General features: G+C 62.1%; 25 protein-coding genes and 1 tRNA gene. 12 read left to right on the top strand and 14 right to left on the bottom strand.

Translation table 11 applies throughout. The features are described from left to right. Positions 1–201 precede the first annotated feature (201 nt). From B7G52_RS11800 to B7G52_RS23320, 3 genes are all read left to right on the top strand, one after another. Positions 202–1,476: an aspartate kinase gene (locus tag B7G52_RS11800; protein ID WP_096669822.1), complete on the top strand. Its 1,275-nt coding sequence runs from the start codon at positions 202–204 to the stop codon at positions 1,474–1,476. A gap of 52 nt (positions 1,477–1,528) precedes the next feature. Then, a tRNA-Ser gene (locus B7G52_RS11795) sits at positions 1,529–1,621 on the top strand. A gap of 506 nt (positions 1,622–2,127) precedes the next feature. After that, a complete protein-coding gene (locus tag B7G52_RS23320; RefSeq protein WP_141397440.1) occupies positions 2,128–2,991 on the top strand; it encodes a hypothetical protein in 864 nt (287 codons plus the stop codon). Between the two features lie 123 nt (positions 2,992–3,114). On the opposite strand, the gene B7G52_RS11785 is transcribed toward B7G52_RS23320, so the two are convergent. The 11 genes from B7G52_RS11785 to B7G52_RS11735 all read right to left on the bottom strand — a co-directional run bounded on the left by B7G52_RS11785 (position 3,115) and on the right by B7G52_RS11735 (position 12,219). Then, positions 3,115–3,702, bottom strand: a complete 588-nt coding sequence (locus B7G52_RS11785) for a hypothetical protein (RefSeq protein ID WP_141397439.1) — start codon at positions 3,700–3,702, stop codon at positions 3,115–3,117. 568 nt (positions 3,703–4,270) lie between these two features. Further along, positions 4,271–4,477 carry a hypothetical protein gene (locus tag B7G52_RS11780; protein WP_141397438.1) on the bottom strand — a complete coding sequence of 69 codons (207 nt, stop codon included), beginning with the start codon at positions 4,475–4,477 and terminating at the stop codon, positions 4,271–4,273. A 175-nt stretch (positions 4,478–4,652) separates the two neighbouring features. Next, the gene (locus tag B7G52_RS11775) at positions 4,653–6,584 is read right to left on the bottom strand and encodes an AAA family ATPase (RefSeq protein WP_240523418.1); all 1,932 of its coding nucleotides are present in this window, start codon (positions 6,582–6,584) and stop codon (positions 4,653–4,655) included. Continuing rightward, entirely contained in the window at positions 6,574–6,930 is a 357-nt protein-coding gene (locus B7G52_RS11770) for a hypothetical protein (protein WP_141397437.1), read from the bottom strand. The genes B7G52_RS11775 and B7G52_RS11770 overlap by 11 nt, the downstream gene beginning before the upstream one ends. Beyond that, positions 6,927–7,256: a hypothetical protein gene (locus B7G52_RS11765; RefSeq protein WP_096697782.1), complete on the bottom strand. Its 330-nt coding sequence runs from the start codon at positions 7,254–7,256 to the stop codon at positions 6,927–6,929. Before B7G52_RS11765 ends, B7G52_RS11770 begins: the two co-directional genes overlap by 4 nt. Then, positions 7,253–7,624 (bottom strand): hypothetical protein, encoded by a 372-nt coding sequence (locus tag B7G52_RS11760; protein ID WP_096697781.1) that lies wholly within the window; start codon positions 7,622–7,624, stop codon positions 7,253–7,255. The genes B7G52_RS11765 and B7G52_RS11760 overlap by 4 nt, the downstream gene beginning before the upstream one ends. Then, complete coding sequence (locus B7G52_RS11755; RefSeq protein ID WP_096697812.1) at positions 7,624–7,848, bottom strand: AlpA family transcriptional regulator; 225 nt, start codon at positions 7,846–7,848, stop codon at positions 7,624–7,626. The genes B7G52_RS11760 and B7G52_RS11755 overlap by 1 nt, the downstream gene beginning before the upstream one ends. Positions 7,849–7,992: 144 nt before the next feature. After that, positions 7,993–8,847 carry a hypothetical protein gene (locus B7G52_RS11750; protein ID WP_096697780.1) on the bottom strand — a complete coding sequence of 285 codons (855 nt, stop codon included), beginning with the start codon at positions 8,845–8,847 and terminating at the stop codon, positions 7,993–7,995. A 124-nt stretch (positions 8,848–8,971) separates the two neighbouring features. Continuing rightward, positions 8,972–10,372 (bottom strand): hypothetical protein, encoded by a 1,401-nt coding sequence (locus B7G52_RS11745; RefSeq protein ID WP_096697779.1) that lies wholly within the window; start codon positions 10,370–10,372, stop codon positions 8,972–8,974. 83 nt (positions 10,373–10,455) lie between these two features. Further along, entirely contained in the window at positions 10,456–10,674 is a 219-nt protein-coding gene (locus tag B7G52_RS11740) for a helix-turn-helix transcriptional regulator (protein ID WP_141397436.1), read from the bottom strand. 306 nt (positions 10,675–10,980) lie between these two features. Beyond that, positions 10,981–12,219, bottom strand: coding sequence for a site-specific integrase (locus B7G52_RS11735; RefSeq protein ID WP_096697777.1), 1,239 nt, complete (start codon positions 12,217–12,219; stop codon positions 10,981–10,983). A gap of 316 nt (positions 12,220–12,535) precedes the next feature. On the opposite strand from B7G52_RS11735, the gene B7G52_RS11730 reads away from it, so the two are divergent. From B7G52_RS11730 to B7G52_RS11710, 5 genes are all read left to right on the top strand, one after another. Beyond that, the gene (locus B7G52_RS11730; protein WP_096697776.1) at positions 12,536–12,859 is read left to right on the top strand and encodes an I78 family peptidase inhibitor; all 324 of its coding nucleotides are present in this window, start codon (positions 12,536–12,538) and stop codon (positions 12,857–12,859) included. An 82-nt stretch (positions 12,860–12,941) separates the two neighbouring features. Beyond that, the gene (locus B7G52_RS11725) at positions 12,942–13,850 is read left to right on the top strand and encodes a MurR/RpiR family transcriptional regulator (protein WP_096697775.1); all 909 of its coding nucleotides are present in this window, start codon (positions 12,942–12,944) and stop codon (positions 13,848–13,850) included. A gap of 5 nt (positions 13,851–13,855) precedes the next feature. Continuing rightward, complete coding sequence (locus B7G52_RS11720) at positions 13,856–15,196, top strand: aspartate aminotransferase family protein (protein WP_096697774.1); 1,341 nt, start codon at positions 13,856–13,858, stop codon at positions 15,194–15,196. Positions 15,197–15,227: 31 nt separating this feature from the next. Next, on the top strand, positions 15,228–16,214 hold the full coding sequence (locus tag B7G52_RS11715) for a TAXI family TRAP transporter solute-binding subunit (RefSeq protein ID WP_096697773.1): 987 nt from the start codon (positions 15,228–15,230) through the stop codon (positions 16,212–16,214). 93 nt (positions 16,215–16,307) lie between these two features. Further along, complete coding sequence (locus B7G52_RS11710; RefSeq protein ID WP_096697772.1) at positions 16,308–18,893, top strand: TRAP transporter permease; 2,586 nt, start codon at positions 16,308–16,310, stop codon at positions 18,891–18,893. Positions 18,894–19,037: 144 nt separating this feature from the next. Here the strand turns inward: B7G52_RS11710 and B7G52_RS11705 are convergent, their stop codons facing one another. Genes B7G52_RS11705 through B7G52_RS11695 form a run of 3 tightly spaced genes read right to left on the bottom strand, consistent with a single transcriptional unit; the run spans position 19,038 to position 21,625 of the window. Then, positions 19,038–19,445 carry an RNA-binding S4 domain-containing protein gene (locus B7G52_RS11705; RefSeq protein WP_096697771.1) on the bottom strand — a complete coding sequence of 136 codons (408 nt, stop codon included), beginning with the start codon at positions 19,443–19,445 and terminating at the stop codon, positions 19,038–19,040. Positions 19,446–19,493: 48 nt separating this feature from the next. Then, positions 19,494–20,936 (bottom strand): sensor histidine kinase, encoded by a 1,443-nt coding sequence (locus tag B7G52_RS11700; protein WP_096697770.1) that lies wholly within the window; start codon positions 20,934–20,936, stop codon positions 19,494–19,496. Further along, a complete protein-coding gene (locus B7G52_RS11695) occupies positions 20,933–21,625 on the bottom strand; it encodes a response regulator transcription factor (protein ID WP_240523417.1) in 693 nt (230 codons plus the stop codon). The genes B7G52_RS11700 and B7G52_RS11695 overlap by 4 nt, the downstream gene beginning before the upstream one ends. Positions 21,626–21,723: 98 nt before the next feature. On the opposite strand from B7G52_RS11695, the gene B7G52_RS11690 reads away from it, so the two are divergent. The 4 genes from B7G52_RS11690 (at position 21,724) to B7G52_RS11675 (ending at position 26,489) form a co-directional block, all read left to right on the top strand. Continuing rightward, positions 21,724–22,683 carry a tripartite tricarboxylate transporter substrate binding protein gene (locus tag B7G52_RS11690; protein ID WP_096697769.1) on the top strand — a complete coding sequence of 320 codons (960 nt, stop codon included), beginning with the start codon at positions 21,724–21,726 and terminating at the stop codon, positions 22,681–22,683. Positions 22,684–22,824: 141 nt separating this feature from the next. Continuing rightward, complete coding sequence (locus B7G52_RS11685; RefSeq protein WP_096697768.1) at positions 22,825–23,346, top strand: tripartite tricarboxylate transporter TctB family protein; 522 nt, start codon at positions 22,825–22,827, stop codon at positions 23,344–23,346. A gap of 3 nt (positions 23,347–23,349) precedes the next feature. Continuing rightward, positions 23,350–24,852, top strand: coding sequence for a tripartite tricarboxylate transporter permease (locus B7G52_RS11680; RefSeq protein ID WP_096697767.1), 1,503 nt, complete (start codon positions 23,350–23,352; stop codon positions 24,850–24,852). A 143-nt stretch (positions 24,853–24,995) separates the two neighbouring features. Continuing rightward, a complete protein-coding gene (locus B7G52_RS11675) occupies positions 24,996–26,489 on the top strand; it encodes a sigma-54-dependent Fis family transcriptional regulator (RefSeq protein ID WP_096697810.1) in 1,494 nt (497 codons plus the stop codon). Positions 26,490–26,533: the final 44 nt, after the last annotated feature.

The following is a 26,533-nucleotide window of genomic DNA, read 5'->3' as shown; positions in this document are numbered from 1 at the left end:
GCGTGGGGGCCATGTTTTTCCGCAGGGCCGCCCCAAGGAAAAATGCGCCCCCTCGGGGGCAGCGAAGTACACGCAGTGACGAGCGTGGGGGCCTAGTTATAATTGAAGGCTTTGCTGGCCTGCCGTCAGGGCGCTTTTCGCAGCGCTTTCCGCCAAAAAAGCAAAAAGACCGCACTCCCAACTCCTGATTGACACCCTGCAATGGCTTTGATCGTTCATAAATACGGCGGCACCTCGATGGGCTCGACCGAGCGCATCCGCAATGTCGCCAAACGCGTGGCCAAGTGGGCCAGAGCCGGCCACCAGATGGTGGTGGTGCCCAGTGCCATGAGCGGCGAAACCAACCGCCTGCTGGGCTTGGCCAAGGAACTGGCGCCTGCCAAGGCCAGCGACGCCTACCACCGCGAACTCGACGCCCTGGCCGCTACCGGCGAGCAGGCCTCCAGTGCGCTGCTGGCGATCGCGCTGCAGGCCGAGGGCATGGACGCCGTCAGTTACGCCGGCTGGCAGATGCCCATCCGCACCAACAGTGCCTACACCAAGGCCCGCATCGAGTCGATTGACGACAAGCGGGTGCGCGCCGACCTGGATGCGGGCAAGGTGGTCATCATCACCGGCTTTCAGGGCATGGACGACGGCGGCAACATCACCACGCTGGGCCGGGGCGGCTCGGACACCTCGGCCGTGGCCGTGGCGGCGGCCATGAAGGCGCATGAGTGCCTGATCTACACCGACGTGGACGGCGTGTACACCACCGACCCGCGTGTCGTTCCGGAAGCACGCCGCCTGCAGACCGTGAGTTTTGAAGAGATGCTCGAGATGGCATCGATGGGCTCCAAAGTGCTGCAGATCCGCTCGGTCGAGTTTGCGGGCAAGTACAAGGTGCCCTTGCGCGTGCTCTCGAGCTTCACGCCCTGGGACATCGACATCGACGAAGAGGCCAAGTCCGGCACCCTGATCAGTTTTGAGGAAGACGAAAAAATGGAACAAGCCATCGTATCGGGCATCGCGTTCAACCGCGACGAAGCCAAAATCTCCATCCTCGGCGTGCCAGACACCCCGGGCATTGCCTACCAGATCCTGGGCGCCGTGGCCGACGCCAACATCGAAGTCGATGTGATCATCCAGAACATCAGCAAGGACGGCAAAACCGATTTCAGCTTCACCGTGCACCGCAACGACTACGCGCGCGCCATCGACCTGCTCAAGGCCGAGGTGCTGCCCAAGCTGGGCGCGCAGGAGATCACCGGGGACGCCAAGATCTGCAAGGTCAGCATCGTCGGCATCGGCATGCGCAGCCATGTCGGCATTGCCAGCAAGATGTTCCGCTGCCTGAGCGAAGAAGGCATCAACATCCAGATGATCTCCACCAGCGAAATCAAGACCTCGGTGGTGATCGACGAGAAATACATGGAGCTGGCCGTGCGTGCGTTGCACAAGGCTTTTGACCTCGACCAGCCCGCCGCAAGCCCCTGATTGCTGGACAGCGGTCCAAGTCGTGAGATAATCCGGGCTCAGACAGAATTCAGGAAACGTGACCGAGTGGCCGAAGGTGCTCCCCTGCTAAGGGAGTATGGGGTGTAGAGCCTCATCGAGGGTTCGAATCCCTCCGTTTCCGCCAATTAGCTAGTAAACATGGGCCTTCGGGCCCGTTTTTACGTTCGCACCCATCGATACACCCATCATTTAATATGAGACAGGGTGAGCCAGTCGGAAATCTAAAGTCTAAATTTCTTTAGACCATCCCCGGGGAAGTTAACCCGCCACGGCCCAAGCGTAAGAAAACCCGCACGCGGCGGGGCCCCTGGCACTTGCAATCCCGGCGCTCCCCATTTGTCCTTTGCCTTGCCATCAACCACCGTCTGCCATTGCATACTGTAAGCGGCATCTGCGCCGTCGCAGGCCAGCGGCTTAATATGGTCTATCACGTAGCCCTTGCACGGCCCCTTGCGCGCACCCGAAGCAGGGCAGGGGTGTGCAGCTTGAACTCAACCTTGGCGCTCTGGCTGCACTTGGTGCGGGCTTCAGATGGAATGATGTGGCAGCTCAGCACAAACGATAGAGCATGAATGATGCGGGGTTCATTGTGGGATGATGCCAGCGAACCAGACAGTTCGGATAATCAAAATGAAAATGGCTGCCACAATGAAAAAATTAACTCTGCTCGGCACGTTCCTCATGTTTTCAGCCGGGACACTCGCTCAGCAATCTGGCTTCATTAGTCTGAAAGGCAATAACGGACAGCAAGTGTTCGTGGGGACAGGGCAGAACGCGCAGCGTATTGGAAACGCTGTTCAGACTCGTTTCCATGTATCGCAAATCGACCCTTCACTTACGTGGTCTGGACGTGTCCTTTTTGCGTGCAATGGCTCGTGGATTTCCGACAATTTTCAAACAACCTTCCATGACAACACAGGACGGTCACCGGCAGAATTTGAAACTCTAGCTCGTGCAAATGAGGAAAAGACCCCACTTGATGTTCTCGAGCTCAACGATTGGCAGAAGAGTCAGCTTTTGTTTGCTGCCGCTTTACGCCCACACGTAAACACCATTTGCAAAAACGCAGCTCCGGAGCCTAGAAATTACCAAATACCTGTTTCTGAATACAACGAGGACGGGGGAAAGCCAGGAGGAGTTGCATCAATCTTGACGGGTTCATTTTCCCGCAAGCGTGACGCGCTCGATGTCTGGCTACGAATGTCGCACTTCAAGGTGATGCCGCACATCGTTAATGGGAAGCTCTTTGTTTACGAGGGTATCGAGCAAAAATACAATGCCCCGACCGGGACTTACGAGATGCACCGCATCGCGTTTAGTTGCTTATCACGTCGGCTTGCCACATATCAAATAATTGAATACAACAAGGCGGGAAAATCTACACAGACCGCCGATGTGCCCAGAGAAAAACTTGAACTGGTTGATGTGGTTCCAGGTTCCGTTGGAGAAGCCCAACTAGATAAAGTGTGTGCGATATATAGCGGCAAAAACTAACATGCGCTAACAGTCGCGCGCCATCCAGCATGCCTTTCAAGTCGCTTTTGCGCGTGTCGCCACCAAAGGCGAACTGGCCAAGCGCGCCGCCGAGAGACTGGCCGAGGCTGCTTGAAATTGGCATTACGTCCCACCCATTTTCATTCCAGCCGCACCAACACCTTGCAGCAGCCCGCCCGCCAGCGAGCCTTCGTTGCGCACCCGTCCGGCTGCGTTCTGCGTGTAAATGCTGTTGCGCCGGGTTTTCTGCGCCAGGCCCGCCAGGTCACTCGACAAGTCGCCGCCCATCATGGCTTCCGCGCCGTACATCAGCCCGCCGCCGCCACTTCGGGCCATCAGCTTGGCGCGTTTCTGCGCTTCGCCCATGCCTGCCGCTTGGGATGCGCTGTTGCCGGTCAAATAGTCCGTGCTGACATTGCCAGTTGCGCCAGCGTTGGGCGTGGTGCTCATCAAGGCCGAAACCAGCGAATCTTCACGTTTTGCCGCGCCGTCCTCATAACGCTCATCGCGCTTGGTCGGGTCGAAAACGTCCTTGGCAAAGTCGTTGACCCGCTCTTCACCGGCCTTGTTGATGCGCTGGTTTTCTTCTTCGCCAGCCGTCAGGATGTTCTGCTGCTTGTTCGCTGCTTCATCGGCAGCATCAGCCTGCAGCACGGCGCCACCAGCCGAAGCCGCCATTGCCATCATTGCCATCGTTGTTGGGTCGCCCATAATGAATCCTTAGTTAACCGAGTTGCCTGTCATTGCGCCGTCCCGCACGCCGCAGACGGGCGGTGTTCGGACTGAAAATAACTCACATACTTCGAACCCATGCGTTTTACGCCAAAACCTTGATTAATGACTGTCTGCCCTGTATGGTGTGTCAACTTCGCAAGACTGAGCAGGACCGAAAGGGTCGGGTATGGATGGCGCCTCGCGCGCGGACGCCTGCGCGTACTGCTCGCACGAGTGAGTGCAGATAGCAGTTTGACCGCGCTGGGCTGGCTTTTCACTATTCGAATTGGATAGTGAGAAGCCAGAAGTGGTAACGGTTACCACCCCCGCGCCCGCAAACGCATGCAGCCCGCCTGTATACGCGCGCGCACGGGCACACACACATGGGCGATGGCACCAGCAAATGATTACCTCGCGCGCGGACGCGCACGTTTCTTGCACTTGCGCGGATTGCGCGGAAAGTGCGCGACCAGCAAATGATTGCCTCGCGCGCGGATGCGCGCGCCTATGCGTACATGTCAGATAATTCACGCGCGGGCACATACACACGCGTAATGCTCCGCAATTAGAGGCGTCCACAGGTCGGGTCTCCCTGCCATGTCCTCTCTGCTTGTATTAACCCAATCGTTTCCTCCAGGCTATGGCCCCCTTGCAGCATGGCGCGGGCCTTTTTTTCCAGCGTCCCGCGAATTGCGGCGAACGATTGCGCGGCCAGCATGTGCGCTTGTCGATTGATGGCCCGTGCCAATTGTGGATTAGGCGTTTTTTTCATTGCTTACCTTTGTTAAGTTCGCGGTGCTTCGCTTTGGCTGTTGCTCCAGGCCGAATAAATCAGGCATTGGTACAGCCCCCGAAAAATCCCCGAACTTTCTCCCCCCTATATGGGGGGGGGAGAACTTCGGTTACGGAATCCACCGAAAACGGCGAAAACGGTGAACTTCGGTTATTCAGTTCAGCCACAGCCAGCTCTCGTTTAAGCCCATCACACCACGGGAAACCAGCCCCGTGATTGCCTCTCTGGTGCGGGTAGCTCTGCGGTCGGTCGGGCACGTCAACCGGCCAGCCCCAGCACTTACGGCGGCCTCCAGTTCAATGCACGGGCGCAGCGGCGGCGCTCCCGGCTTGCCTGTCGTGCCATCCTTGAACATCGGTCGCAGGGCATCCAGCACCAGCCGTTGATTACCACCCTGGGGCAGCTTCACGGCTCGCACGTCCTGGGCGGCATGGTCAGGCACCACCGCACACGATGTAATGGCGTCGCCGTAGTCATCAGCTCCCAGCATCTCGATTTGCAGCTTGAACGGGTGCGCATCCCCGTCCTGCCCGTCCTTGCTTTTGGCCACCCGCCATTCCCGGCGGTCGCCATCGCGTGAAACCTCGATAGCGGCATCCATCGCAGCGAATAGCGAACTGTGCCCGCGTAGCCCCTTGGTCGCATCCTTGCCCGTGTGGTGAATCAGCACCACCAGCCCGCCTGTCAGGCTTTGCAGTTCCTTGGCGGCGCTCAGAATCTCGCCCATATCCTTTGAACTGTTTTCGTCAGCAGTCGGGGCGGCCCGGTTCAGCGTGTCGAGAAACACCACAGCGCCAGCAGGCACCACAGCGGCCAGGTCTTGCACGTCCTGGGGCTCGGTCAGCTTGAACGACTGCAGCACCATAGACAAGCCTGCAGGCAAGGCGCGGCCCGTGTGGGCTTCCCATGCAGCCACACGCAGCTTGAACCCGGCTTCACCTTCCAATGCGGCATAGACCACGGGCGCGGCTTCCACACGGCAATCAAACCAGCGACGGCCCTCGGCAATAGCGGCGGCAGCATCGAACCCGAGAAACGATTTACCGGATGCGCTCGGCCCATACAGTGCGGCCAAGCCCTCGGCAGGCAACACGCCACGGACGCGCCAAGCCAGCGGCGGCAGGGCGTGCAGGTCGGCGCTGCCAAGCAGCTTGTAACGCGGTTCCGGCTTGGGCGGCTCGCTCGATAGCAGCACGTCCAGCACGTCGAGCCCGTCACGCTGGGCCAGGTCGTTCACGTCCGCGTTATTCGGCCAGCCATCAGGCATGTTCACCACAGCGGCGCCCACATCGCGGGCGATTGCCTCAGCTTGGCTTTCCTTGCCCACATCAGGCACCAGCACCAGCCGGGCGGATGCGTCACGCGCTCGCAGGTCAGTAGCCACGCGGCGAATATTGCCAGCTCCGAAACACACGACGGCCGCGCGGCCCGTTGCTTTCCAGCAAACCCATGCAGCGCCGATACCCTCCACGATGTAGGCGGCACCACCGGGCAGCAGTTCGCCCACGATGAACACCCCGGCCATATCCCCGCCGGGCAGGTTGAGTTTCTTTCCAGCACCAGGCGGCGGGATAAATTGCAGGCTCGATAACGTGCCATCAAGTTTGTGCACTGGCACAGCCAAGGCCCCGGCCATGCGTTGCCCGGCAATGGTCAGAGCGTCACCAGCAGGCACCACGCGCAACCCGTCCGGCGTGCCTTGCTTTGCCACGAGGTAGCCGTGCTCAGGCGTTGCAGGCTCGCAGCGTGCCCACACGTCCACAGCGGCCACGCAAGGGCGTGCGGTGCGCTGTACGGGCTTTGCGGCCCTTGCTCGGGGTTTGTCGGCACCAATGCGCCAGCCGTTTTCTGCGGCCAGCTTGAACAAGGTTCCAGCCCCCACACCCTTACCCGGCTTGAAACTTCGCCACGTAGTGCGGGCGTCCTGTTCGCTGTAGTTCCCAGCCCCGGAGCTCCAGTCATTGAAGGCGTCAAAGTCGAGCCCGGCAGCTTGGGCGGCCATACCAGCGCGCACCCATTCATCACGGGGTAGGTCGGGTGGTATGGCTTGCAGCGCATCAATGGCGCGGTCGGTGTCAGCTAACACGAGCAGCCCTCCCGTTCATCGCCAAGGCTTGCGCGGTGTACTTTCCATCAAGGCGATACAGCGCAATTACCCGGTCGGGGCTGTGCTCTGTCGGGCTAGGAATCTCGATGGTCTCAATCGGCCAGCCCAGCGTGCGCAGCGTGAACACCACGGCCCCGAGTCGCCAGCTTTGCGTGCTGTTTTCAAAGTCGGGATGGTCAATCATCCGGCCATCCATCAACATACCCAGCGCTCTATCGGCCAAGCTTCCACGGGTTGGCCATGCCGGATTAAATGGCGGCGGCGGAAGGAATGAAAGCTGTTCGCCGGTCTCGCCCGCAGCGCCTGGTGCAGAGATTCTCTTCATGCGGCGCCCCCTTGCTTGGCTTGCCATTGGTAAACCTTGCGGCGGTCGTCAATAGTCAGGCTGTAAACACCAGGACGGCAGGGGTAGCCATCACGGTCAATAAACCGGATGCGCTCACACGGAACATCGAGCCCGCGGCGGCGAAGCTCTGCCACCAGTTCGGGACCATTGGATGCGCCAGATTCCTTGTCTAGCGATTCCCGCGGCATGGGGCGGCGTAACAGTGCGGCAATGGCTCGCAGGTGACGCGGGTTATCGGTTCCAGTAAACTTCGGCTTGTTCGGAGCGCTCGGTTCTTCTTTTTCAGGGGTTCCGGGCGTTTTCATTTAGACAACCCCAAACCACGCTTAAGCACATTCAGCATCGCCGCAGCCGCGCCCCTTGCGGCGTGCCCTGGATGCGGCAGGCGTTGCAGGTCAAGAATGGCGGTTTGCATTGCCGCAACGCGCTCGACTTGGGCTCTCGTGGCCAGCATCGCGTTCAGGTAGTCAATCGCAATACCAGCCCCGGCCTGCTCTGCCAGATTGACGGCATCGTCGCCAATGGCGTTCAGCTTGCCGACCCGCTTCGTGATTCCAAGCAGCCCAATCGGAACAGCAACGCTGTCCCCGTCATCGTTTGTCACATTCAGCAGCCCTGGCGCAAAGCTAATATCGAATCCGTCCGGGTGTCGGTAAATTTGGGTGCTGCTCATTACTTGGCACCTCCCTGTTGCGCGTCCAGAAACAACCGAACATCGCCGACACGCCACGCCGTAACGCGCTCGGACAGTTTTACCGGTTTAGGAAATTTGCCAGCCTTGCACTTTCTCCACAGGGTGGCTGAAGAGAACGGCACAACATCGGGTATGAGTTGGGCCTGACGTATGAAGCCCGTTGCGGGCAGGTTGTCGAAGGTTGAAGCGGTAATTGTTGCCATGAAGCCCCGTTGCATGTAGTGAATGAACGGAATGAACTTTGTTGGCGCAACCCCCGTTGCGGTCAAACCGCAACCCCTTGCGGATGCGGTTTTTCGCTCTGAGGGAACGGACTAAACCGCAACCCCCTCGCAACCCCTTGCGGGTTATTTTTTTCTCAACCCACCCCAGGGACCAAGCACCGTTGGCTTTTCTTTTTCGGCGGGTATGTGCTTTGAAATAGTGGCTTGGGACACTCTGTAGTACTCGGCAGTCTTTTTTAGACCGTGCTTTTCGCGGTATGCGCGGGCGTCTGCCTTGCGCTCATCAGTCCAAACCTTACTGGCCGGCGCATCGCTGGCACTTTCAAACACCACCGGTTCGCGCTGGGGCTCTGGCGTGACTACTGCCGCGGGTGCGGTTGCTAAGGTTTGGACGGGCCGCGGCTTTCTCCCTGCCAATGCGGCTTCCAACGGCGCGGGAATGGGGATATTTTTCGCTCTTGCACAGTTCAAAGCCGCCACGGGGTCAACATTGAAGGAGCACGGGCCCACCGGAATGAAGACTTCGGCACGGCTCAAGATAAAGGCAAAATCCAGATACCGTGTGACCAAGTAGCGACTAGCGTTAAATTGACCAGCTACGATTCCGAGCCTTTGCATTTGCCCTTCAGCCAATTCATCATCGCGACGATAGTCTTTGAGGGAGCCCCAACTAACCACGTCAGGGTTCTTGCCCAAAAGCAGGGCAACGGCTTCGTCGGGGCTCCAATGGTCGAGCCTTGCCCACGTTTCATAGTCGGCCTCGGCTTGCCACTGGTTGTAAAAACGCCCCTGCTCGGTCCGCTTGCGTTGGGCGTCAAATTCAGCCGCACAAAGCCGGTCAATGTCCTCTATGGGCAGCGCCAGCAATTGCGCCCGCCTCGTCGCTGTTTCAGGGCTGGCATGGTACGTTAATGCCTCTGCCAGGGTTCCCCCCCTCAACATGTATTCGACCTTTTCGCTATTCGTTTCCTGACTCATTCGCACCCTTTCAAAGTGCCTTTCATTGGGTGCCCCGGCCTGTCGGTGAAAGAGTCCGACTTTTCGCCAGCGGTAATTAGTCGCGGGCTAGGCTGGGGCAATTTTGATTCTGCCTTGTGAAGCCCTACTTCTTTGGAGAGGGTTGCACCACGCGCAGGTGCTGCGCGTTCCGGAGCAGCGATTGCAAACCCTTGTCATTGCGGGCGGCCACCAGCTTGATGCGGGTCCGCGCAGCGGCAATTTGCTTCTTGTCGCGCAGGATGTCTGCTTCCTGCACGGCGTCGCGGATGGTCTGGAAGGCTTCGGCCAGACCATCCCGCAACTCGTTGCCTTCGCGTAGGTCGAAGCTCAGTGCGCCATCAGACTTGGCAAAGACCGTCTGCCAAAGGATATCCAGGGAAAACTCCGTCCTCTCGGCGCGGTCCGCACGAAACTCCTCAACGGTCTTCTCGGGCTCTGCGCCTTGCCGAAGCTGTTTCCGTTCAGCAGCCAGCACCCCGGCGCGCTCGCTCTGCTCTAGGTCGTGTTGCTTGCACGCTTCCTCGCGCCTTTCCCTCTCGGCCGAAGTGACCGGCAGTTCCACGCAGAACTCGTTGCTCTTGCCCCGCCTGCGGATGGTCGCCTCAAAGTTGCTCCGTGGTGAACTCGTGGCCGCAATCCATCCCTTGCAATAGGACGCTTGGACCTTGTTCGTGCCTGGCTGTCCAGGGAACAGGTCGAGAGACGGCACAAGGCCGGCCGTCACAAACGCCTCCGCGCTGCCATGGTAGAAGTCGCGGCTCCTCCAGCCGGAGAACGCCCACACCTCGCGGAGCACGCCAGGAGCGTGTTGGACGTACTGCTTCGAAGCCTCGACGTGAGGGACGTACCAGCTCTGAGCGGTGTAGATGCGAGCAGTTGCCTTTCCAGGTGCATAGCTGCTGTCCGGAAGATAGACGCGAACATCAAAGCCAAGCGGGCACTTGCAATACATGTATACGGTTGCGCCCGTGGCGACAGGGAACTTCAGTCCGACACCAATACCCACTTCTTGGAGTTGCTCCTTGGTGCCCTCCCACCACTCGTAGGAGTTCTGCCATGAGCCGGGAATGCCCGGGTGACCGCTGAACCCATGTTGTAGCTTCCAGTTGCGGAATTGCTGCCCGCACTCGGCCAACGCCTCATTGATGCGCTGTTGTTCGCGCTCGTGTTCCGCCGCCTTTTTTACCTTGCGACGCCACGCCTGCACCTCCTTTGACGCGGTGACTTCCACACGGTACGTCCCATCGTCTTGCTGTCGGATGGCCTTGTAGCCGGGTTCGCGCCACGCGCGAAGGCGGGGCGGGCACGGCTCACCATGGGCGAGAAACACCGTTACACCTGGCGCTCGTCCCTTTTGGAGCTCCAGCTGCTCACTGGCGATGATGCTGGCGGCGATGAGTGCTTCGGCGGTGCCGCTGTAGATGTCGCAGGACCCCCGCGAAGACTTGGTGATGCCAGGCAGCGAATCGGGCGAGTACGTGTCGGCGACAATAGAGAGAGTCATGCTTTCCTCCTAAACAGGTTGGCTTGGTTAGGGGCTGGCAGGTGTTGACGCATCTTCGGCCCCGTCTTTTTCCTGAGTACCGCTCAGGCGTCGGGCAAACCCCTTTCGGGTTTTACGTACTTCGCATGTAGGTCCGCAAGGTCTTGCATAGCCCCAAGGTAAGCGGGCACCCATGACTGAATCGGCGTCTCGCCGTTCACCCAGCGTGAAGGCGTGTTCTTACTCACGCCCGTTTTGCGGCAAAAATCCGATTGTTTCCAGCCCAGCGCGGCCAGCGCCAGCGTGAATTGCTCAGGTGTCATGGTGGGGAGGCTCTGTGTTGTCAAACTATGCTGCAAAGTGTACCCTATATTTACCTTAATGGGTACAAAAAGATATATAACGTACCCATTACTTAACATAACGCCCGTAGTGGAATGTGTAAATTGTGCATAGATTTTTCCCCATTCAGGGAATCTTCAATGCAATCATGGGCTTGCGGGAGGCCCTCGCCTGCTGAAAATATAGGCACCTGTCAGACAGCTCCGCACGGGTGAAGTTATCAACAGGGCAGGGAGTAGCCGGTAGGCATCACCAGCACGCACGATTCGAATCCTTATTCAGAATTCTTACCCTCGATTTGCATTGTTCATGGGAATCACTTCGCCCTTGGGCTCCACCATGGCGCAGAACTTGGCCCAGTCCTCCATCATGCGGCGGCGCTTATTAAACAAGTCCCCCCGGCGATATGCGGCCTCCACCTTGTCGCCGATTGCGTGGGCCAGCGCCATTTCTGCGGCGTCCCTTGGGTAGTTGGTACGCTCGGACGCCCAGTCTCGGAAAGTCGAGCGAAACCCGTGGGGAACAGCTGAAACAGCCATGCGGCGCAGTACCAGCGTAAGCGTCATATCTGACAGCACGCCACCACGCGGCGCGGGGAACACTAGCGGGTTGTCATCAATGCAGGGCTGGGCGCGCAGTAATGCCAAGGCTGCATCAGACAGCGGCACACGGTGCTCCTTTTCCATCTTCATGCGCTTTGCCGGGATAGTCCACACGGCGGCGTCCAGGTCAATCTCTGACCAGGCAGCGCCACGAACTTCGCCAGAGCGGCCGGCCGTGAGAATTGCGAACTCCAAAGCCTTTGCGCCAGTGCCCGGAACTTTCCGCAGGCGTTGCATGAATGCGCCCATGTCGCTTACTGGCAGGGCTTGGTGATGTTCGGTCTTTGTAATTTTCTTGGGTGATGGCAGGAGCGTTTCTAGATGCCCCCTCCAGCGTGCGGGATTCTGCCCTTTTCTGTACTGGCGCACCGTCGCCCAGTCCAGCACCTTTTCCATGCGCCCGCGCACTCGGGTAGCGGTGGCGGTCTTGGTGCTCCAAATGGGCTCCAGTGCGGCCATGACGTGGGTTAGTCCAACATCTCGCACCAGTAGCTCGCCCATGACAGGGTAGGCGTAAGTCTCCAGGGTGTTGCGCCACTGCGCGGGGCTCTTTGGGTTCTTCCATGTGGCTTCGTGGGCCTCGATGTATCTCAAGGCGCATTGCTTGAAAGTGACAGCGGCAGCTTGGCTGGCTTTTAGCAGGCTCACCTTGGCTCGGGCTTCATCGATTGGGTCAATGCCCAGCTTGACCTTGGCGCGGGCGGCGCGGGCGGCGTCCCTTGCCCCAGCCAGCGTCACATCAGGAAAGCCCCCCAGCCCCATATCGCGGCGCTTGGTGCCTATGGTGATGCGCAGAACCCAGCTACGGCCACCAGTGGGCAGCACTTGCAGAGCCAAGCCAGCAACACCCCCCACGAAGTTCATGCCGAGCTTGGTAATCCTTGATGCAGCCAGCGCGCCTATTTCATTTGCTTTTCGTGCCACTTTAGAACCGCCTATTATTGGAACCCATCGTGCCACCCATCATTTAATATGACATTGGATGATACGTCAAGAGCCTCAAAGAGTCGCTACATTCCCCGCCTTCACTGGGGAAATAGGGGGGCGTGAGACGGCATGAGATTTTAGGAAGTCGTTATAGAGGCGGCCTCCGTTTCCGCCAGACAAAAAGCCACCGCAAGGTGGCTTTTTTTTTGTCCTGCGCCAGGTGGTGCCGCGCGCCGTGTCGCAACCAGTCGTAAAAATGCGGGCGCTGCCTGAGCGCAGACGTTATGGTGGCGTTTTACCTTCCGGAGCCCCCATGTTGTTGAAGTCCCCCCTGATCAGCGCGACGCTGGCATGTCTTGCCGTTCTGGCCGGCTGTGCCACGCCCGGTGCACCCTCGACGGGTGCCAGCCCCATACCGCCAGCTCCCCCGGGGACGGCCTGCAATGCGGACGGTGCCCGGTTCGCGATTGGCAAGGCGCCTGGGGCGAGTGTGGTCGAGGAAGCGCGCCAGCGCTCGGGCTCCTACATGGCGCGGGTTCTGCGTCCCAACCAGGCCGTCACCATGGAGTTCAACGCCCAGCGGCTCAACCTCGAGCTTGACGCTGCCGGCGTGATTCGGCGGGTACGCTGCGGCTGAGGACTGCCGGGCGCGGTCCGCGCCTGTTTTGTTGTATGAAACACTTGTGCTATATTTTGATAAATATTGATACAAATGTTTCATGCCGACTTCCTCACTGTTTGCCAACGTCCCGCTTGACGGCCTGAGTCCGGAGCTGCTCCGTGCGGCGCGCTGGATAGAGGCGCATCCGCGCGAAGTGGCGCTGCATTCCATGCGTGAATGTGCGCGCCGGGCCGGGCTGGCGCCGGCGACCCTGAGCCGGCTGTCGCAGGCCCTCGGTTTCCAGGGCTTTGAGGCGATCAAGCATCTCTGCCAGGAGTCTTTTTCGGCGCAGGCGGGGTATGCCGGGCGGGCCGAGGTGCTGCAGGCCAGCGCGCGGCATGACAAGGACTGGCTGGCGCTGCTCAATGAAACGCAACACGCCAACACCGCGTCCGTCAGCGGGCTGAACCAGGCCGTGCAGCTGGAGGCCGCGGCCGATGCCATGCTCAAGGCGCGGCGCGTTTATTTTCTGGGCCTGCGCGCCAGCCATGGCCTGGCGCTGCACCTGCACTACACCTATGGCCTGCTGGCGTCCAACGGCGTGCTGGTGCAGGGCCTGGGCGGCACGCTGACCGACCAGATCGGCGACATCGGCCCGGGGGACCTGCTGGTGGTCACTTCTGCCGCCGCGTACACACGCCAGACGGTGGAGGCCGTGGTGAAGGCGCGGGCACAGGGCGCCGACGTGCTGGCCCTGACGGACAGCGCCCTGTCGCCGATCACCCGCTCGGCCACCCACACGCTGCTGTTCCGGACCGACAGCCCCTCGTATTTCCATTCCATGGTCGGCGCCCTGGCATTGACCGAAGCGCTGGCCGCCGCCGTGGCGGTGCGCGGCGGCCGCAAAGTGCTGGCCCACCTGCAAACCCGGCAGGACCGCCTGGAGAGCGAGGGCGCGTACTGGGACGAACGCGCCGACAAGGCCGCCATCGGCCGGCCCATGACTCCTTCTTCATCAAGGAAATAAGCACCATGCCTGCAGCCTCCACCCATGTCTTTCACCGCCAGCTGCAGCACACGCCGCCGGTGGCCGTCAGCGGTCGGGGGGTGTACCTGACCGATGCCGATGGCAAGCGTTATATCGATGCCTCGGGCGGCGCTGCGGTGTCCTGCCTGGGCCACGGGCATCCCGACGTGCTGGCCGCCATGCATGCGCAGATCGACAAGCTGGCTTATGCCCACACCAGCTTTTTCACCACCGAAGTCGCCGAGACACTGGCTGCCCAGCTGATCAGGACGGCGCCGCCAGGCATGAGCCACGTGTATTTCGTCAGCGGCGGCTCGGAGGCGATGGAGGCCACGCTGAAGATGGCGCGCCAGTATTTCGTCGAGATCGGGCAGCCGCAGCGCACGCATTTCATTGCGCGCAGGCAGAGTTACCACGGCAACACCCTGGGCGCGCTGGCCATAGGCGGCAACCAGTGGCGGCGCGAACCTTTCGCGCCCATCCTGATGCCGGCCACCCATGTGTCGCCCTGTTATCCCTACCGCGAGCAGCGGGCCGGCGAAACGCCGGAGCTTTATGGCCAGCGCCTGGCGCAGGAACTCGAGCACGCCATCCTTGAAAAAGGCGCAGACCGCGTGATCGCCTTCATTGCCGAAACCGTGGGTGGCGCGACCGCCGGCGTGCTGGCGCCGGTACCGGGTTACTTCAAGGCGGTGCGCGAAGTCTGCGATCGGTATGGCGTGCTGCTGATCCTTGATGAGGTGATGTGCGGCATGGGCCGCACCGGCACCCTGCATGCGTGCGAGCAAGAGGGTGTGTCGCCCGACCTGCTGGCCGTGGCCAAGGGCTTGGGCGGCGGCTACCAACCGATTGGTGCGGTACTGGCGCAGAAGAAAATTGTCGATGCGATGCGGGATGGAACCGGCTTTTTCCAGCATGGCCACACCTACCTGGGCCACGCGATTGCCTGTGCGGCGGCGCTGGCCGTGCAGCAGGTGTTCGAGCGCGACCAGCTCATCGCCCAGGTGCGCACACGGGGCGCCTTTTTGCAGACGCTGATGCAGGGCAGCTGGGGCGACCATCCCCATGTCGGGGACATCCGCGGCCGCGGTTTGTTCTGGGGCATCGAGCTGGTGCAGGACCGCGCAAAGAAAACGCCATTCGATCCGGCACGCAAAGTGCATGCACGCATCAAGAAGGAGGCGATGGCGCGCGGCTTGATGGTTTACCCGATGGGCGGCACCGTCGATGGCCGTTATGGTGACCATGTCCTGCTGGCGCCACCGTTCATCAGCAGCGAAGCCGAACTGACAATGGTGGTGGAGCGTCTGGGTTCGGCCATGGATGCCGCGATCGCCGCGGTTTGAAAAACAAGTTTTACAACCTGGAGAAACTGATATGAGCAAGAAGTTTGCGTTGAGTGCCCTGAGCACCGCGAGTGCCGCTGTGGCCATGGCCGCGGCCATGATGTCTGCGCCGGCCGTTGCGCAGCAGAAATTCGTGACCATAGGCACCGGCGGTGTGACCGGTGTGTATTACGCCGCAGGCGGCGCCATTTGCCGCCTGGTCAACAAGGACCGCGCGAAACACGGCATCCGCTGCTCGGTCGAGTCCACCGGCGGCTCGGTGTTCAACGTCAACACCATCAAGGCCGGCGAACTGGACTTCGGTTTCACGCAGTCGGACGTGCAGTACAACGCCGTCAAGGGGCTGGGCCAGTACAAGGATGGCGCCTACAGCGACCTGCGCGCCGTGTTCGCGGTACACCCCGAGCCCTTCACCGTGGTGGCCCGCAAGGAAGCCAACATCACGAAGTTCGAGGACTTCAAGGGCAAGCGTTTCAACGTCGGCAACCCCGGCTCCGGCACGCGTTCGTCCATGGAAGAGCTGCTGGTCGGCATGGGCTGGAAACTCGGCGACTTTTCGCTGGCCTCCGAACTGAAAGCCGACGAACACGGCCCGGCCCTGTGCGACGGCAAGATCGACGGCTTCTACTATGCCGTGGGCCATCCTTCAGCCAACATCCAGGACCCGACCACGTCGTGTGGTGCCAAACTGGTGTCTCTCACCGGCCCGGTGGTCGACAAGCTGGTGGCCGACAAGCCTTATTACGCCAAGGTCACGATTCCCGGCGGCCTGTATCCGAACAACCCGCAGCCCACCGCAACCTACGGCGTACTCGCTACGGTTGTGACTTCTGCCAAGACCTCGCCCGAGACGGTGTACCAGGTGACCCGCGCCCTGTTCGAGAACTTTGAGGAGTTCAAGAAGCTGCACCCGGCCCTGGCCAACCTGAACCCGCAGAACATGGTCAAGGATGGCTTGAGCGCGCCGCTGCATGAAGGTGCAGCGCGTTATTACAAGGAAAAAGGCTGGATCAAATAAACACCTTGCGGCGTGGGTGAACGGGGGCCGGGAGCGTCATGTTTCCTGGCCCTTTTTAATGAAAAACAGAAAAATACGCCCTGGAGGGCCCTGATGGCGCAACTCGAAAAACATTCGTTTGAAGAACTCGACCAACTGGTCAAGGAGGCCGACCTGGGCGGGCGTGAGCCGGGTGGCAAGATCGGGCTGGGTCTGGCCATTCTGGCCGGCGCATGGTCGCTGTTCCAGCTCTGGTATGCCTCACCGCTGCCTTTTATGGTCGGTTTTGGCATCTTCAACGACACCGAGGCGCGCGCCATCCATCTCGCGTTTGCAATCTTCCTGGCGTTCTGCGCTTTCCCTGCTTTCAGGCGTTCGTCGCGCAGCATCATTCCCTGGTCGGACTGGCTGCTCGCGCTGGCCGGCGCTTTTTGCGGCGCCTATCTTTTTCTCTTTTACAACCAGCTGGCGACCCGGCCCGGTTCGCCGACCACCATGGACATCGCGGTCGGCGTCGTGGGTGTTGCCATCATGCTGGAGGCCACCCGGCGCGCCATGGGTTTTGGCATGCTGGTGACCACCGGCCTGTTCATGGCTTTTGTCTTTCTCGGGCCCTACATGCCCGAGGTCATCCAGCACCGGGGCGCTTCGCTGTCGCGTTTCATCTCGCACATGTGGCTGACCACCGAAGGTGTTTACGGCGTGGCCCTGGGCGTGTCGGTGCAGTTCATCTTCCTGTTTGTGCTGTTCGGCACCTTGCTCGACATTGCGGGCGCCGGCAATTACATGTTGCAGGTGTCCCTGGCCACGCTGGGCCATTTGCGCGGCGGTCCGGCCAAGGTGGCGGTGGTGTCCTCGGCGCTCAATGGCATTGTGTCGGGTTCGTCGGTGTCCAACGTGGTGTCGGGCGGCATCTTCACCATCCCGCTGATGAAGCGCACCGGCTACTCGGGCGTCAAGGCGGGGGCCATCGAGGCTGCCTCGTCAGTCAACGGGCAGATCATGCCGCCGGTGATGGGCGCTGCAGCTTTCCTGATGGTGGAATACGTTGGAATTCCTTACTCTGAAATCATCCGGCACGCGGCCTTGCCGGCCGTCATTTCCTATGTGGCCTTGTTCTACATCGTGCATCTGGAAGCGCTCAAATACGACCTGAAACCATTGGTGCGCGAACGCCAGCCGACCTGGCGCGAGCGTGCGCTGGGATGGGCGCTTGGACTGTCGGGCACCGCGGTGGCTTTCGCGGCGGTGTATTACGCCATCACCGGCGTGCAGTACCTTGCAGGCGATGCGGCGGGGTGGGCGCTGGCGGTGTTGGCCGCTGCGGCTTATGTGGGGCTGATGGCCTATTCGGCGCGTTATCCCGACATCGCCATCGACGACCCGCTGGCCAGGGAGGTGAAGTTACCGCTGCCCTGGCCGACGGTGCGCGCGGGCCTGCATTTTTTCATTCCCATCATCGTGCTGCTGTGGTGCCTGATGGCCGAGGAACTGTCACCCGGGCTGTCGGCCTTCTGGGCCACCGCCACTGTGATGGTGATGGTGGTGCTGCAGCCCTTCATGCTGTCCATTTTTCGGCCCGACGGCAAGGCCGAGGCGGCCGTGTCTGCGCTCAAGCGTGGCGTGGCCGACCTGTGGCGTGGCCTGGTGCTGGGTGCGCGCAACATGATAGGCATAGGCGTGGCCTGCGCCAGCGCCGGCCTGATCGTCGGCGTCATCACGCTGACCGGCATGGGGCTGATGATGACCGACTTCGTCGAGCTGGTCTCGGCTGGCAATGTGCTGGTGATGTTGCTGCTGACCGCGGCGATCTGCCTGATCATCGGCGCCGGCGTGCCGACCACCGCCAACTACATTCTGGTGGCTACGCTGATGGCGCCGGTGATTGTGGAGCTGGGCGCGCGCAGCGGCCTGGTGATTCCACTGATCGCCGTGCACATGTTCGTTTTTTACTTCGGGATTCTGGCCGATGTGACGCCGCCGGTGGGCCTGGCCTCGTACGCGGCAGCAGCGATCTCCGGGGAAGACCCGAATGCCACCGGCTGGCAAGCCACCTGGTACAGCCTGCGCACCACCGTATTGCCTTTTGTGTTTATCTTCAACCCGCAGATCCTGCTGATCGGCCTGGGCTCCTGGGTGGATGTGGTGCTGGTGTGTGTGACGGCGGTGGCGGCTTCGCTGCTGTTCGCTGCGGCGACGATGAAGTGGTTCCGCACCCGCTGCACCTGGCCGGAAGTGGCCGTGCTGCTGCTGGCGACCTTTCTGTTCTTCCGTCCCGACTGGGTGATTGACCAGTTCTCGCCGAAATACGTCAAGGCGCCGGCGGCCGACATCTACAAGGTGGCGGACGGGTTAGGCACGGACGAGTGGCTGGTGGTGGCTATTGCCGGGCAAACGCTGGACGGTGAACTGCAGACCAAGACCGTGGCTTTGCCCATGGGCGAGGGCGCCACGGGCAGGGAGCGCTTGCGCGATGGCGGTGTGACACTGAGCCAACTCGGGACGGACCTGGAAGTGGCAGCCGTCAAGTTCGGCAGCCGCGCGAAAAAGCTCGGTGTCGAGCAGGGTTACAAGGTGGTCGAACTCAAGCTGCCGAATCCGTCCCGGCCGTCCACCCACTGGGTGTTCATTCCTGCGGCGCTGCTGGGCTGGTTGGTGTGGTGGATGCAGGGTTTGCGCCTGCGGCGCGGGCGCAAGTAGGCGCTTGTTGCAGGTGACATGGCCCCGGCTCAAGGCCGGGAGAACAGCCAAAACAGGTTCTGTTGTCGGTGCTGCTTCTTGTGAGGCAAATCGGTATGTAGCCCTTGTCCGATAAGCGCAAGGAGCTATCAAAAAAGGAGCAGTTCAGGAGTCGGCCGAGGCGCTCCAACGGTCGCCCCAGGCCTTGTCCTGGGCTTTGTCCAGCGAGCGCCGGTCGCGTTTGGTGGGGCGGCCGTGCTCCAGGCTGCCGGCTGGTTCATTGTTCAGCCGGCGCTGCTCGGCCGCCGCTTCCCGCAGCTGGATGCTCTCCGGTGTTTCTTCGTAGAGCTGCTGCGCCACTGGCGCCGGTCCGCGCTGCTGGCTCAGGCCCCGGATCAGCACGGTGCGCGTGACCGGCCCTTGCCGCATCGCCACCGTGTCGCCGGCCTTCACTTCACGTGCAGGTTTGGCGTCCTGGCCGTTGACCTGCACGCGGTTTTTGCCGACTTCGTCGCTCGCCAGCGAGCGGGTCTTGTAAAAGCGCGCGGCCCACAGCCACTTGTCAAGACGCATGGGTCACCTCGCGTGTACCGCCATGCCAGGGAAAGGGAAGCCGGTGTTTCATTGCCCGTCATTGTGTACCAGCGGCAGGCGCACGGTCGCGTCCAGTCCGGCAATACGCCCATGGTCTTCGCGGTTTTCCAGCGTGATGCTGCCGCCCAGCGCCTGCGTGATCTCGCGGCAGATCGCCAGGCCCAGGCCCGAGCCGTGGCGCACATTGCCGGCCGAAAACGGCTGGTACAGGCGTGCTGCCAGTTCGCCCGAAATGCCGGGGCCGCTGTCGCTGACGGTCAGGGCCAGGTACTGGGTGTCGGTGACGAGCCGCACCGACAGCGAGCCGCCGCGCTGGCTGTGCTTGATCGCGTTGTGCAGCAGGTTGCGGCAGAGTTCGCCCAGCATCCATTCGTGCGCATTGACGCTGGCTGCCCTGGTTTCGATGTCAAAGTCCAGATCCTTCTCGGCAATCAGCGGCGCCAGGTCCAGCGCGACCGCGCGCACGATGGCGTCCATGTCCACCGGCCCCAGGTCCGCCTGCTGGCGCAGCTGCTCGACCTTGGCCAGCGCCAGCATCTGGTTAGCCAGCAGCGTGGCGCGGTCCACGGTCTGGTTGATCTCGGCCAGCGCCACCTGGGCGTCCATGTCGCCGTGCAGCGCCGACTGCACCTGCACCTTCAGTACCGCCAGCGGCGTGCGCAGCTGGTGCGCCGCGTCGCGCACAAAACGTTTCTGGTTGTCCAGCAGGTGCTGCAGCCGGGCCATGACCTCGTTGGTCGCGTCGACCAGCGGCAGCAGCTCGCGCGGCGCGTCCGGTGCGGCGATCGCCGTCAGGTCGCCCTCGGGCCGTGCCTGCAGCTCGGCGCTGAGGCGGCGCACCGGGCGCGTGGCGCGCTGCACCACCACCACGGCCACCAGGGCAATCACGGCCAGCAGCAGCGCCTGGCGCCACAGGGTGTCGAACAGGATTTTTCGCGCCAGCGTGGTGCGCAGTTCCAGTGTTTCAGCCACCTGGATGACGGCCATGCCGCGCCCGTTCGAGCTGGCCACCGGCTGCAGCAGGACCGCGACGCGCACCGCGTCGCCCGCATACACATCGTCGTAAAAATCGACCAGCGCCGCGTAAGGCGGTTTGGCCGGAATGCGGCCGCGCCAGAAAGGCAGCTGTGCATAACCCGACACCATTTCGCCAGTGAGGCTGGACACCCGGTAAAACAGCCGGCTCTGGTTGTCGGCCTCGAAGGCTTCCAGCGCCGCATACGGCACGGTCACGCGCAGTTCGGACTGCCCGTCGTAGCCGCTCACGTCCAGCTGCTCGCCTATCGACTTGGCCGAGGCCAGCAGCGTGCGGTCATAGGCGGTGTTGACCGCGCCCAGCGCCTGGCTGTACAGGCTGGCCGTGTTGAGTGTGACCAGCAGGCCCACCGGCAGCAGGATGCCGAGCAGAAGGTAACGTCTGAGCGAGATGGCGCCGGATGCCGCCCGCGGCCTGTCTGCGTCTGCACTCATGCATCCACTTTCAGCAAATAGCCCAGGCCGCGCAAGGTGACCAGGGTCACGCCGGTGTGCGCCATTTTCTTGCGCAGGCGGTACACCACCACCTCCACGGCCTCGTACTGCACATCAGTCTCGCCGGGAAACACCAGTTCGAACAGCTTCTCCTTGGAGACCGCCTGGCCGGGCTTGACGATCAGGGCCTGCAGCAGGGCCAGCTCGCGCGGCGTCAGTTCGAGGACCTGGTCGCGGTGATAAATGGCGCCGCTTTCCTTTTCATAACGAAGCTGGCCCACCAGGTGGTCGCCGGCCCCCGGCTCGCTGCTGGACGTCGTGCGCCGGCGGCTCAGGGCGCGCAGCCGGGCCTCGAGCTCGTCGAGATCAAAGGGTTTGGGCAGGTAGTCGTCGGCCCCCAGGTTCAGGCCAACGATGCGGTCGCCCACCGTGCCGCGCGCCGTCAGGATCAGCACCGGGGTGGTCAGCCCCTGGCGGCGCGCCTGCTCCAGCACCTGCAGGCCGTCCAGCCCGGGCAGGCTCAGGTCCAGTACCACCACATCGGGCTGGGCGGTCGTCCATTGCGCCAGCGCCTTGCGGCCGTCGGTGCAGCCCAGCACCTCCATGCCGCGCCGGCCCAGGGCGCGCTGCAGCGCCGCCTGCATGGAAGGGTCGTCCTCGATCAGCAGCAATTTCATGGTGGTCAGCATGGGCAGGACATTAGCACTTTCCCTAGGGCTTTCGGACAGCCGTTTGACAGACAGAAGGCGCATCATCGCTCTGTTACCAACACTACAAGGAGACATGCATGCGTCGCGATACCTTTTTGAAATCCCTGGCCGCGCTGGCCGCCACCGGGGCTTTCCCCCTGTCGGCCCTGGCTGCCGCCAATGTGAAGATGATGATTCCGGCCAACCCCGGTGGCGGCTGGGACACCACAGGCCGTGCCTTGGGCAAGGCCCTGACGGACTCGGGCGCCGCATCCACCGTCAGTTACGACAACAAGGGCGGCGCCGCCGGCGCCTTGGGCCTGGCCCAGTTCATCAACGGCAGCAAGGGCGACCCGAATGCGCTGATGGTCATGGGTGCGGTCATGCTCGGCGGCCTGATCACCGGCAAGCCACCTGTCAGCCTGTCGCAGGTCACACCGATTGCGCGCCTGACCAGCGAATACAACGTGTTTGTGCTGCCCGCCAACTCGCCATTCAAGACCATGGCCGACGTCGTGGCCCAGCTCAAGAAAGACCCCGGCAGCGTCAAGTGGGGCGGCGGTTCACGCGGATCCACCGAGCACATCGCCGCGGCCATGATTGCGCGCGAAGTCGGCGTGGACCCTTCCAAGATCAACTACGTGGCTTTCCGGGGCGGCGGTGAAGCCACGGCAGCCATCCTGGGCGGCAACGTCACCGTGGGTGGCAGCGGCTACAGCGAGTTTGCGGAATACATCAACACCGGAAAAATGAAGGCGCTGGCCGTCACCTCCGACACCCGCCTCAAGGGTGTCAACGTGCCCACGCTCAAGGAGCAGGGCATCAATGTGGTGATCGGCAACTGGCGCGGCGTTTACGGTGCACCCGGCATCTCGGCTGCCGAGCGCCAGGCACTGACCGAGATGATTCTCAAGGCCGTCAAATCCAAGAGCTGGATGGAAGCCTCCGAGAAAAACAACTGGACGCCCGCCGTGCTGACCGGCGCCGCTTTCGACAAGTTTGTCGATGATGACATGGCCAGCCTGCGTGCCACCATGGTCAAGGCGGGCATGGTCTAAGGTTCCTGCCCTACCGGCCTCTTCGGTTTGTCATGGCGGCCTTGTGCCGCCATCCATGTTCGCGCACGCAAGACTGCAGTTGATGCGCATGGATCCCGGCTCCAGTCCGGGATGACAGTCCGTACTCCAACGAGACAACTCATGACACAAGCAACCCCTTCTTCTGCACAAATCCGTCTGCAGACCGTGGTCGGTGCCGGCGTGGTGCTGCTCGCCCTCGGATTGGCGGCAGGTGCCGTCAGCATCCCGTCGGCGGCGGGCTATGGCGGCGTCGGGCCGAACTTTCTGCCGTGGGTGATTTCCGCGGCCCTGCTCATTTGTGGCGCCTTCATCGTGCGTGAAGCGCGCACCGGCGGCTTTCGCTCCCTGGAGGCGCCCACGGACGCGGTCCAGGGCTACTGGCCGGGCTTTGCCTGGGTGTCGGCGGGTCTGCTGGCCAATGCCGCGCTGATCACCACCATCGGCTTCATTTTCAGTTGCACCCTGTGTTTTGTGCTGGCCGTGCAGGGGCTGCGCGGTGCGGAAGGCAGGGCAGACCGGCGGCCGGTTGCCTGGCTCAAGGACGTGCTGATCGGCATTGCGATTTCCGCGCCGGTGTACTGGACCTTCACGAAATTCCTGGCGATCAACCTGCCAGGCCTCACTTCATCGGGCTGGTTGTAAATCATGGACATCTTCAATCAGCTGTTGCAGGGCTTCGCCACGGCGGCCACACCGGTCAATCTGTTGTGGTGTTTTGTGGGCTGTGCGCTGGGCACGGCCATCGGCGTGTTGCCCGGCATCGGGCCCGCCGTGGCGGTGGCCATGCTGCTGCCCATCACGGCCAAGGTCGAGGCCACCGCCTCCATGATTTTCTTCGCCGGCATTTATTACGGCGCCATGTACGGCGGCTCCACCACCTCCATCCTGCTGAACACGCCGGGGGAAACGGCCAGCATGGTCACGGCCATGGAAGGCAACCGCATGGCCAAGAGCGGGCGCGCCGGCGCGGCGCTGGCCACCGCAGCCATCGGCTCGTTTGTGGCCGGCACGATTGCCACGGTGATGGTCACCCTGTTTGCGCCCATCGTGGCGGAACTGGCCGTCAAGCTCGGCCCGCCCGAATATTTCATGCTGATGCTGCTGGCCTTCACCACCGTCAGTGCGGTGCTCGGCAAAAGCACGGTGCGCGGCCTGACGGCCCTGTTTGTCGGGCTCGCAGCGGGCCTCGTCGGGCTGGACCAGATTTCTGGCCAGGCGCGTTACACCGGGGGGGTGCCCGAGCTGCTGGACGGCGTCGAGATCGTTCTGGTGGCCGTCGGCCTGTTCGCTGTGGCTGAAGCCATGTACGCCGTGCTTTACGAGGGCCGCGTGGTCGAGTCGCAGAACAAGATGAGCCGGGTCCACATGACCGGCCGGGACTGGCGCCGTTCCTGGCCGGCGTGGCTGCGCGGCACCGCCATTGGCGCGCCCTTCGGCTGCATTCCTGCCGGCGGCACCGAGATCCCGACCTTCCTCAGTTATGCCGCCGAGAAAAAACTGGCCAAGGGCAGCGACCAGGCCGAGTTCGGCACGGCCGGCGCCATCGAAGGCGTGGCCGGCCCCGAGGCCGCCAACAATGCCACGGTGACGGCGGCCATGATTCCGCTGCTGACACTGGGCATTCCGACCTCCAACACCACGGCGATCTTGCTCGGCGCTTTCCAGAACTACGGCATCCAGCCGGGGCCGCAGTTGTTCACCTCGTCGTCAGCCCTGGTCTGGGCGCTGATTGCCTCGCTGTACATCGGCAATGTGATGTTGCTGGTGCTCAACCTGCCGCTGGTGGGCCTGTGGGTCAAGCTGCTGAAGATTCCCAAACCTTACCTGTATGCCGGCATCCTGATTTTTGCGACGGTGGGCGTTTACGGCATGCGGCAAAGTGCGTTTGACCTGTTCCTGCTCTACGGCATCGGTGTGCTCGGGGTGGTGATGCGGCGCTTTGATTTCCCGACTGCGCCCGTCGTGGTCGGCATGATCCTGGGCCCGCTGGCCGAAGCCCAGTTGCGCAACGCCATGTCGATCGGTGAGGGGAGTGCGATGGTGTTTCTGCAGCGGCCCATGTCGATGATCCTGATCGTGGTGGTACTGGCGGTACTGATCCTGCCGCGCCTGGCCAAACGCTGGTCGGCACGCCGGCTGCTGGCCTGAGTCCGATGTTTATCGAAAAATAGGCCGCCAGCCCTTTATCCACGGGGGCAGTTAGCTATCAAAAAAAAGCGATGCGCGCCCTGAAAGGTGTGTGTTGCATCTGGCCGGCGGCAGTGGCCCAAACGCCGCGCTACCATCTGCGCATGGAACACACCGACACCACACCGCACGGTTTGCCGCTCGATGCGCAGAGCATCCTGGAGCTGGCCGCAAGGTCCATGTTTCAGCTGTTCTCCAGCATCAGCCAGGGGATGTTTCTGGTGGACCGCACCGGCCGTATTGTCTGGGTCAACGAGGGGTACAAGCGGTTTTTGCCGGCGCTGGGCTTTTCTTCCGTGGACCAGTTTGTCGGTCACATGGTGGAGGAGGTCATTCCCAACACGCAGATGCGCCGCGTGCTGGAAACCGGCGAGCCTTTCCTGATCGACCTGCTGACCAACCGCGCCGGTACCTTTGTCGTCAGCCGCATCCCGTTGCGCGATGAAAGCGGCGGCGACGTCATCGGCGCCATCGGCATCGTGCTGTTCGATCATCCCGAGACCACGCTGCAACCGCTGATCAGCAAGTTCGCGCTGCTGCACCGCGACCTCGACGACGCCCGCCGCGAACTGGCCAGCCAGAGGCTGCAGCCGCCGGGCCAGCGCCAGTCCAAATACACGTTTGCCAGTTTTGTCGGCACCAGCCCGGCCGCGGTCGAGGTCAAGCGCCAGGCGCGGCGTGCGGCCCAGACCTCCAGCCCGGTGCTGCTGCTCGGCGAAACCGGCACCGGCAAGGAGTTGCTGGCCCACGCCATCCATGCCAGCTCCAGCCGGGCGCGCGGATCCTTCATCAGCGTCAACATTGCGGCCGTGCCCGACACTTTGCTGGAGGCCGAATTTTTTGGCGTGGCGCCCGGTGCCTACACCGGCGCCGACCGCAAGGGGCGCGACGGCAAGTTCAAGCTCGCCGACGGCGGCACGCTGTTTCTCGACGAGATCGGCGACATGCCGCAGGCCTTGCAGGCCAAGCTGCTGCGCGCCCTGCAGGAAGGCGAGATCGAGCCGCTGGGCTCGAACAAACTGATTCCGTTTGACGCACGCCTGATTGCCGCGACCTCGCGCGACCTGGCCGCGCTGGTGCGCGAAGGCAAGTTTCGCGAAGACCTGTTTTACCGCCTCAACGTGTTGCCGATCAAGGTGCCGCCGTTGCGCGAGCGCCGCTCCGACATTCCAGCGCTTCTCGAGGTGCTGGGCGAGGAAATGGCGCTGCGCAGCGGCGACCGTCAGCCAGAGCTGGCGCCCGACGCGCTGGCCCTGCTGTCGGCGCAAACCTGGCGCGGCAATATCCGTGAGCTGCGCAACGTGCTGGAGCAGGCAGTGATGCGCAGCGACTCGCTCAACATCGGCCGCGCGCAGTTTGAGGAGGTGCTCAAGGAGGCGGGCATCGAGCGAATTGCACCTTTGCCGCTGGCAGAATTTGGGGACGGCGCAGAGTCCGCCTCCGACCCGCTGCGCCCGCTGGCCGAGCAAGTGGCGCAGGTCGAGCGCCGCGCCATCGCTGCTGCCATGGCGGCGACCGGTGGCAACAAGCTGGCCGCCTCGCGCCTGCTCGGAATTTCCCGTGCCAAGCTGTACGAGCGTCTGGATAACCCTGTATAAAAATAAGACAATTGTCTGATATTAAGTCAATAAAAATGACTTAA

Source organism: Polaromonas sp. AER18D-145 (genome assembly GCF_002379095.1).
GTDB lineage: Bacteria > Pseudomonadota > Gammaproteobacteria > Burkholderiales > Burkholderiaceae_C > Polaromonas.
The sequence above is the reverse complement of the archived record's forward strand: the minus strand, read 5'-3'. Positions and strand labels throughout refer to the sequence as shown.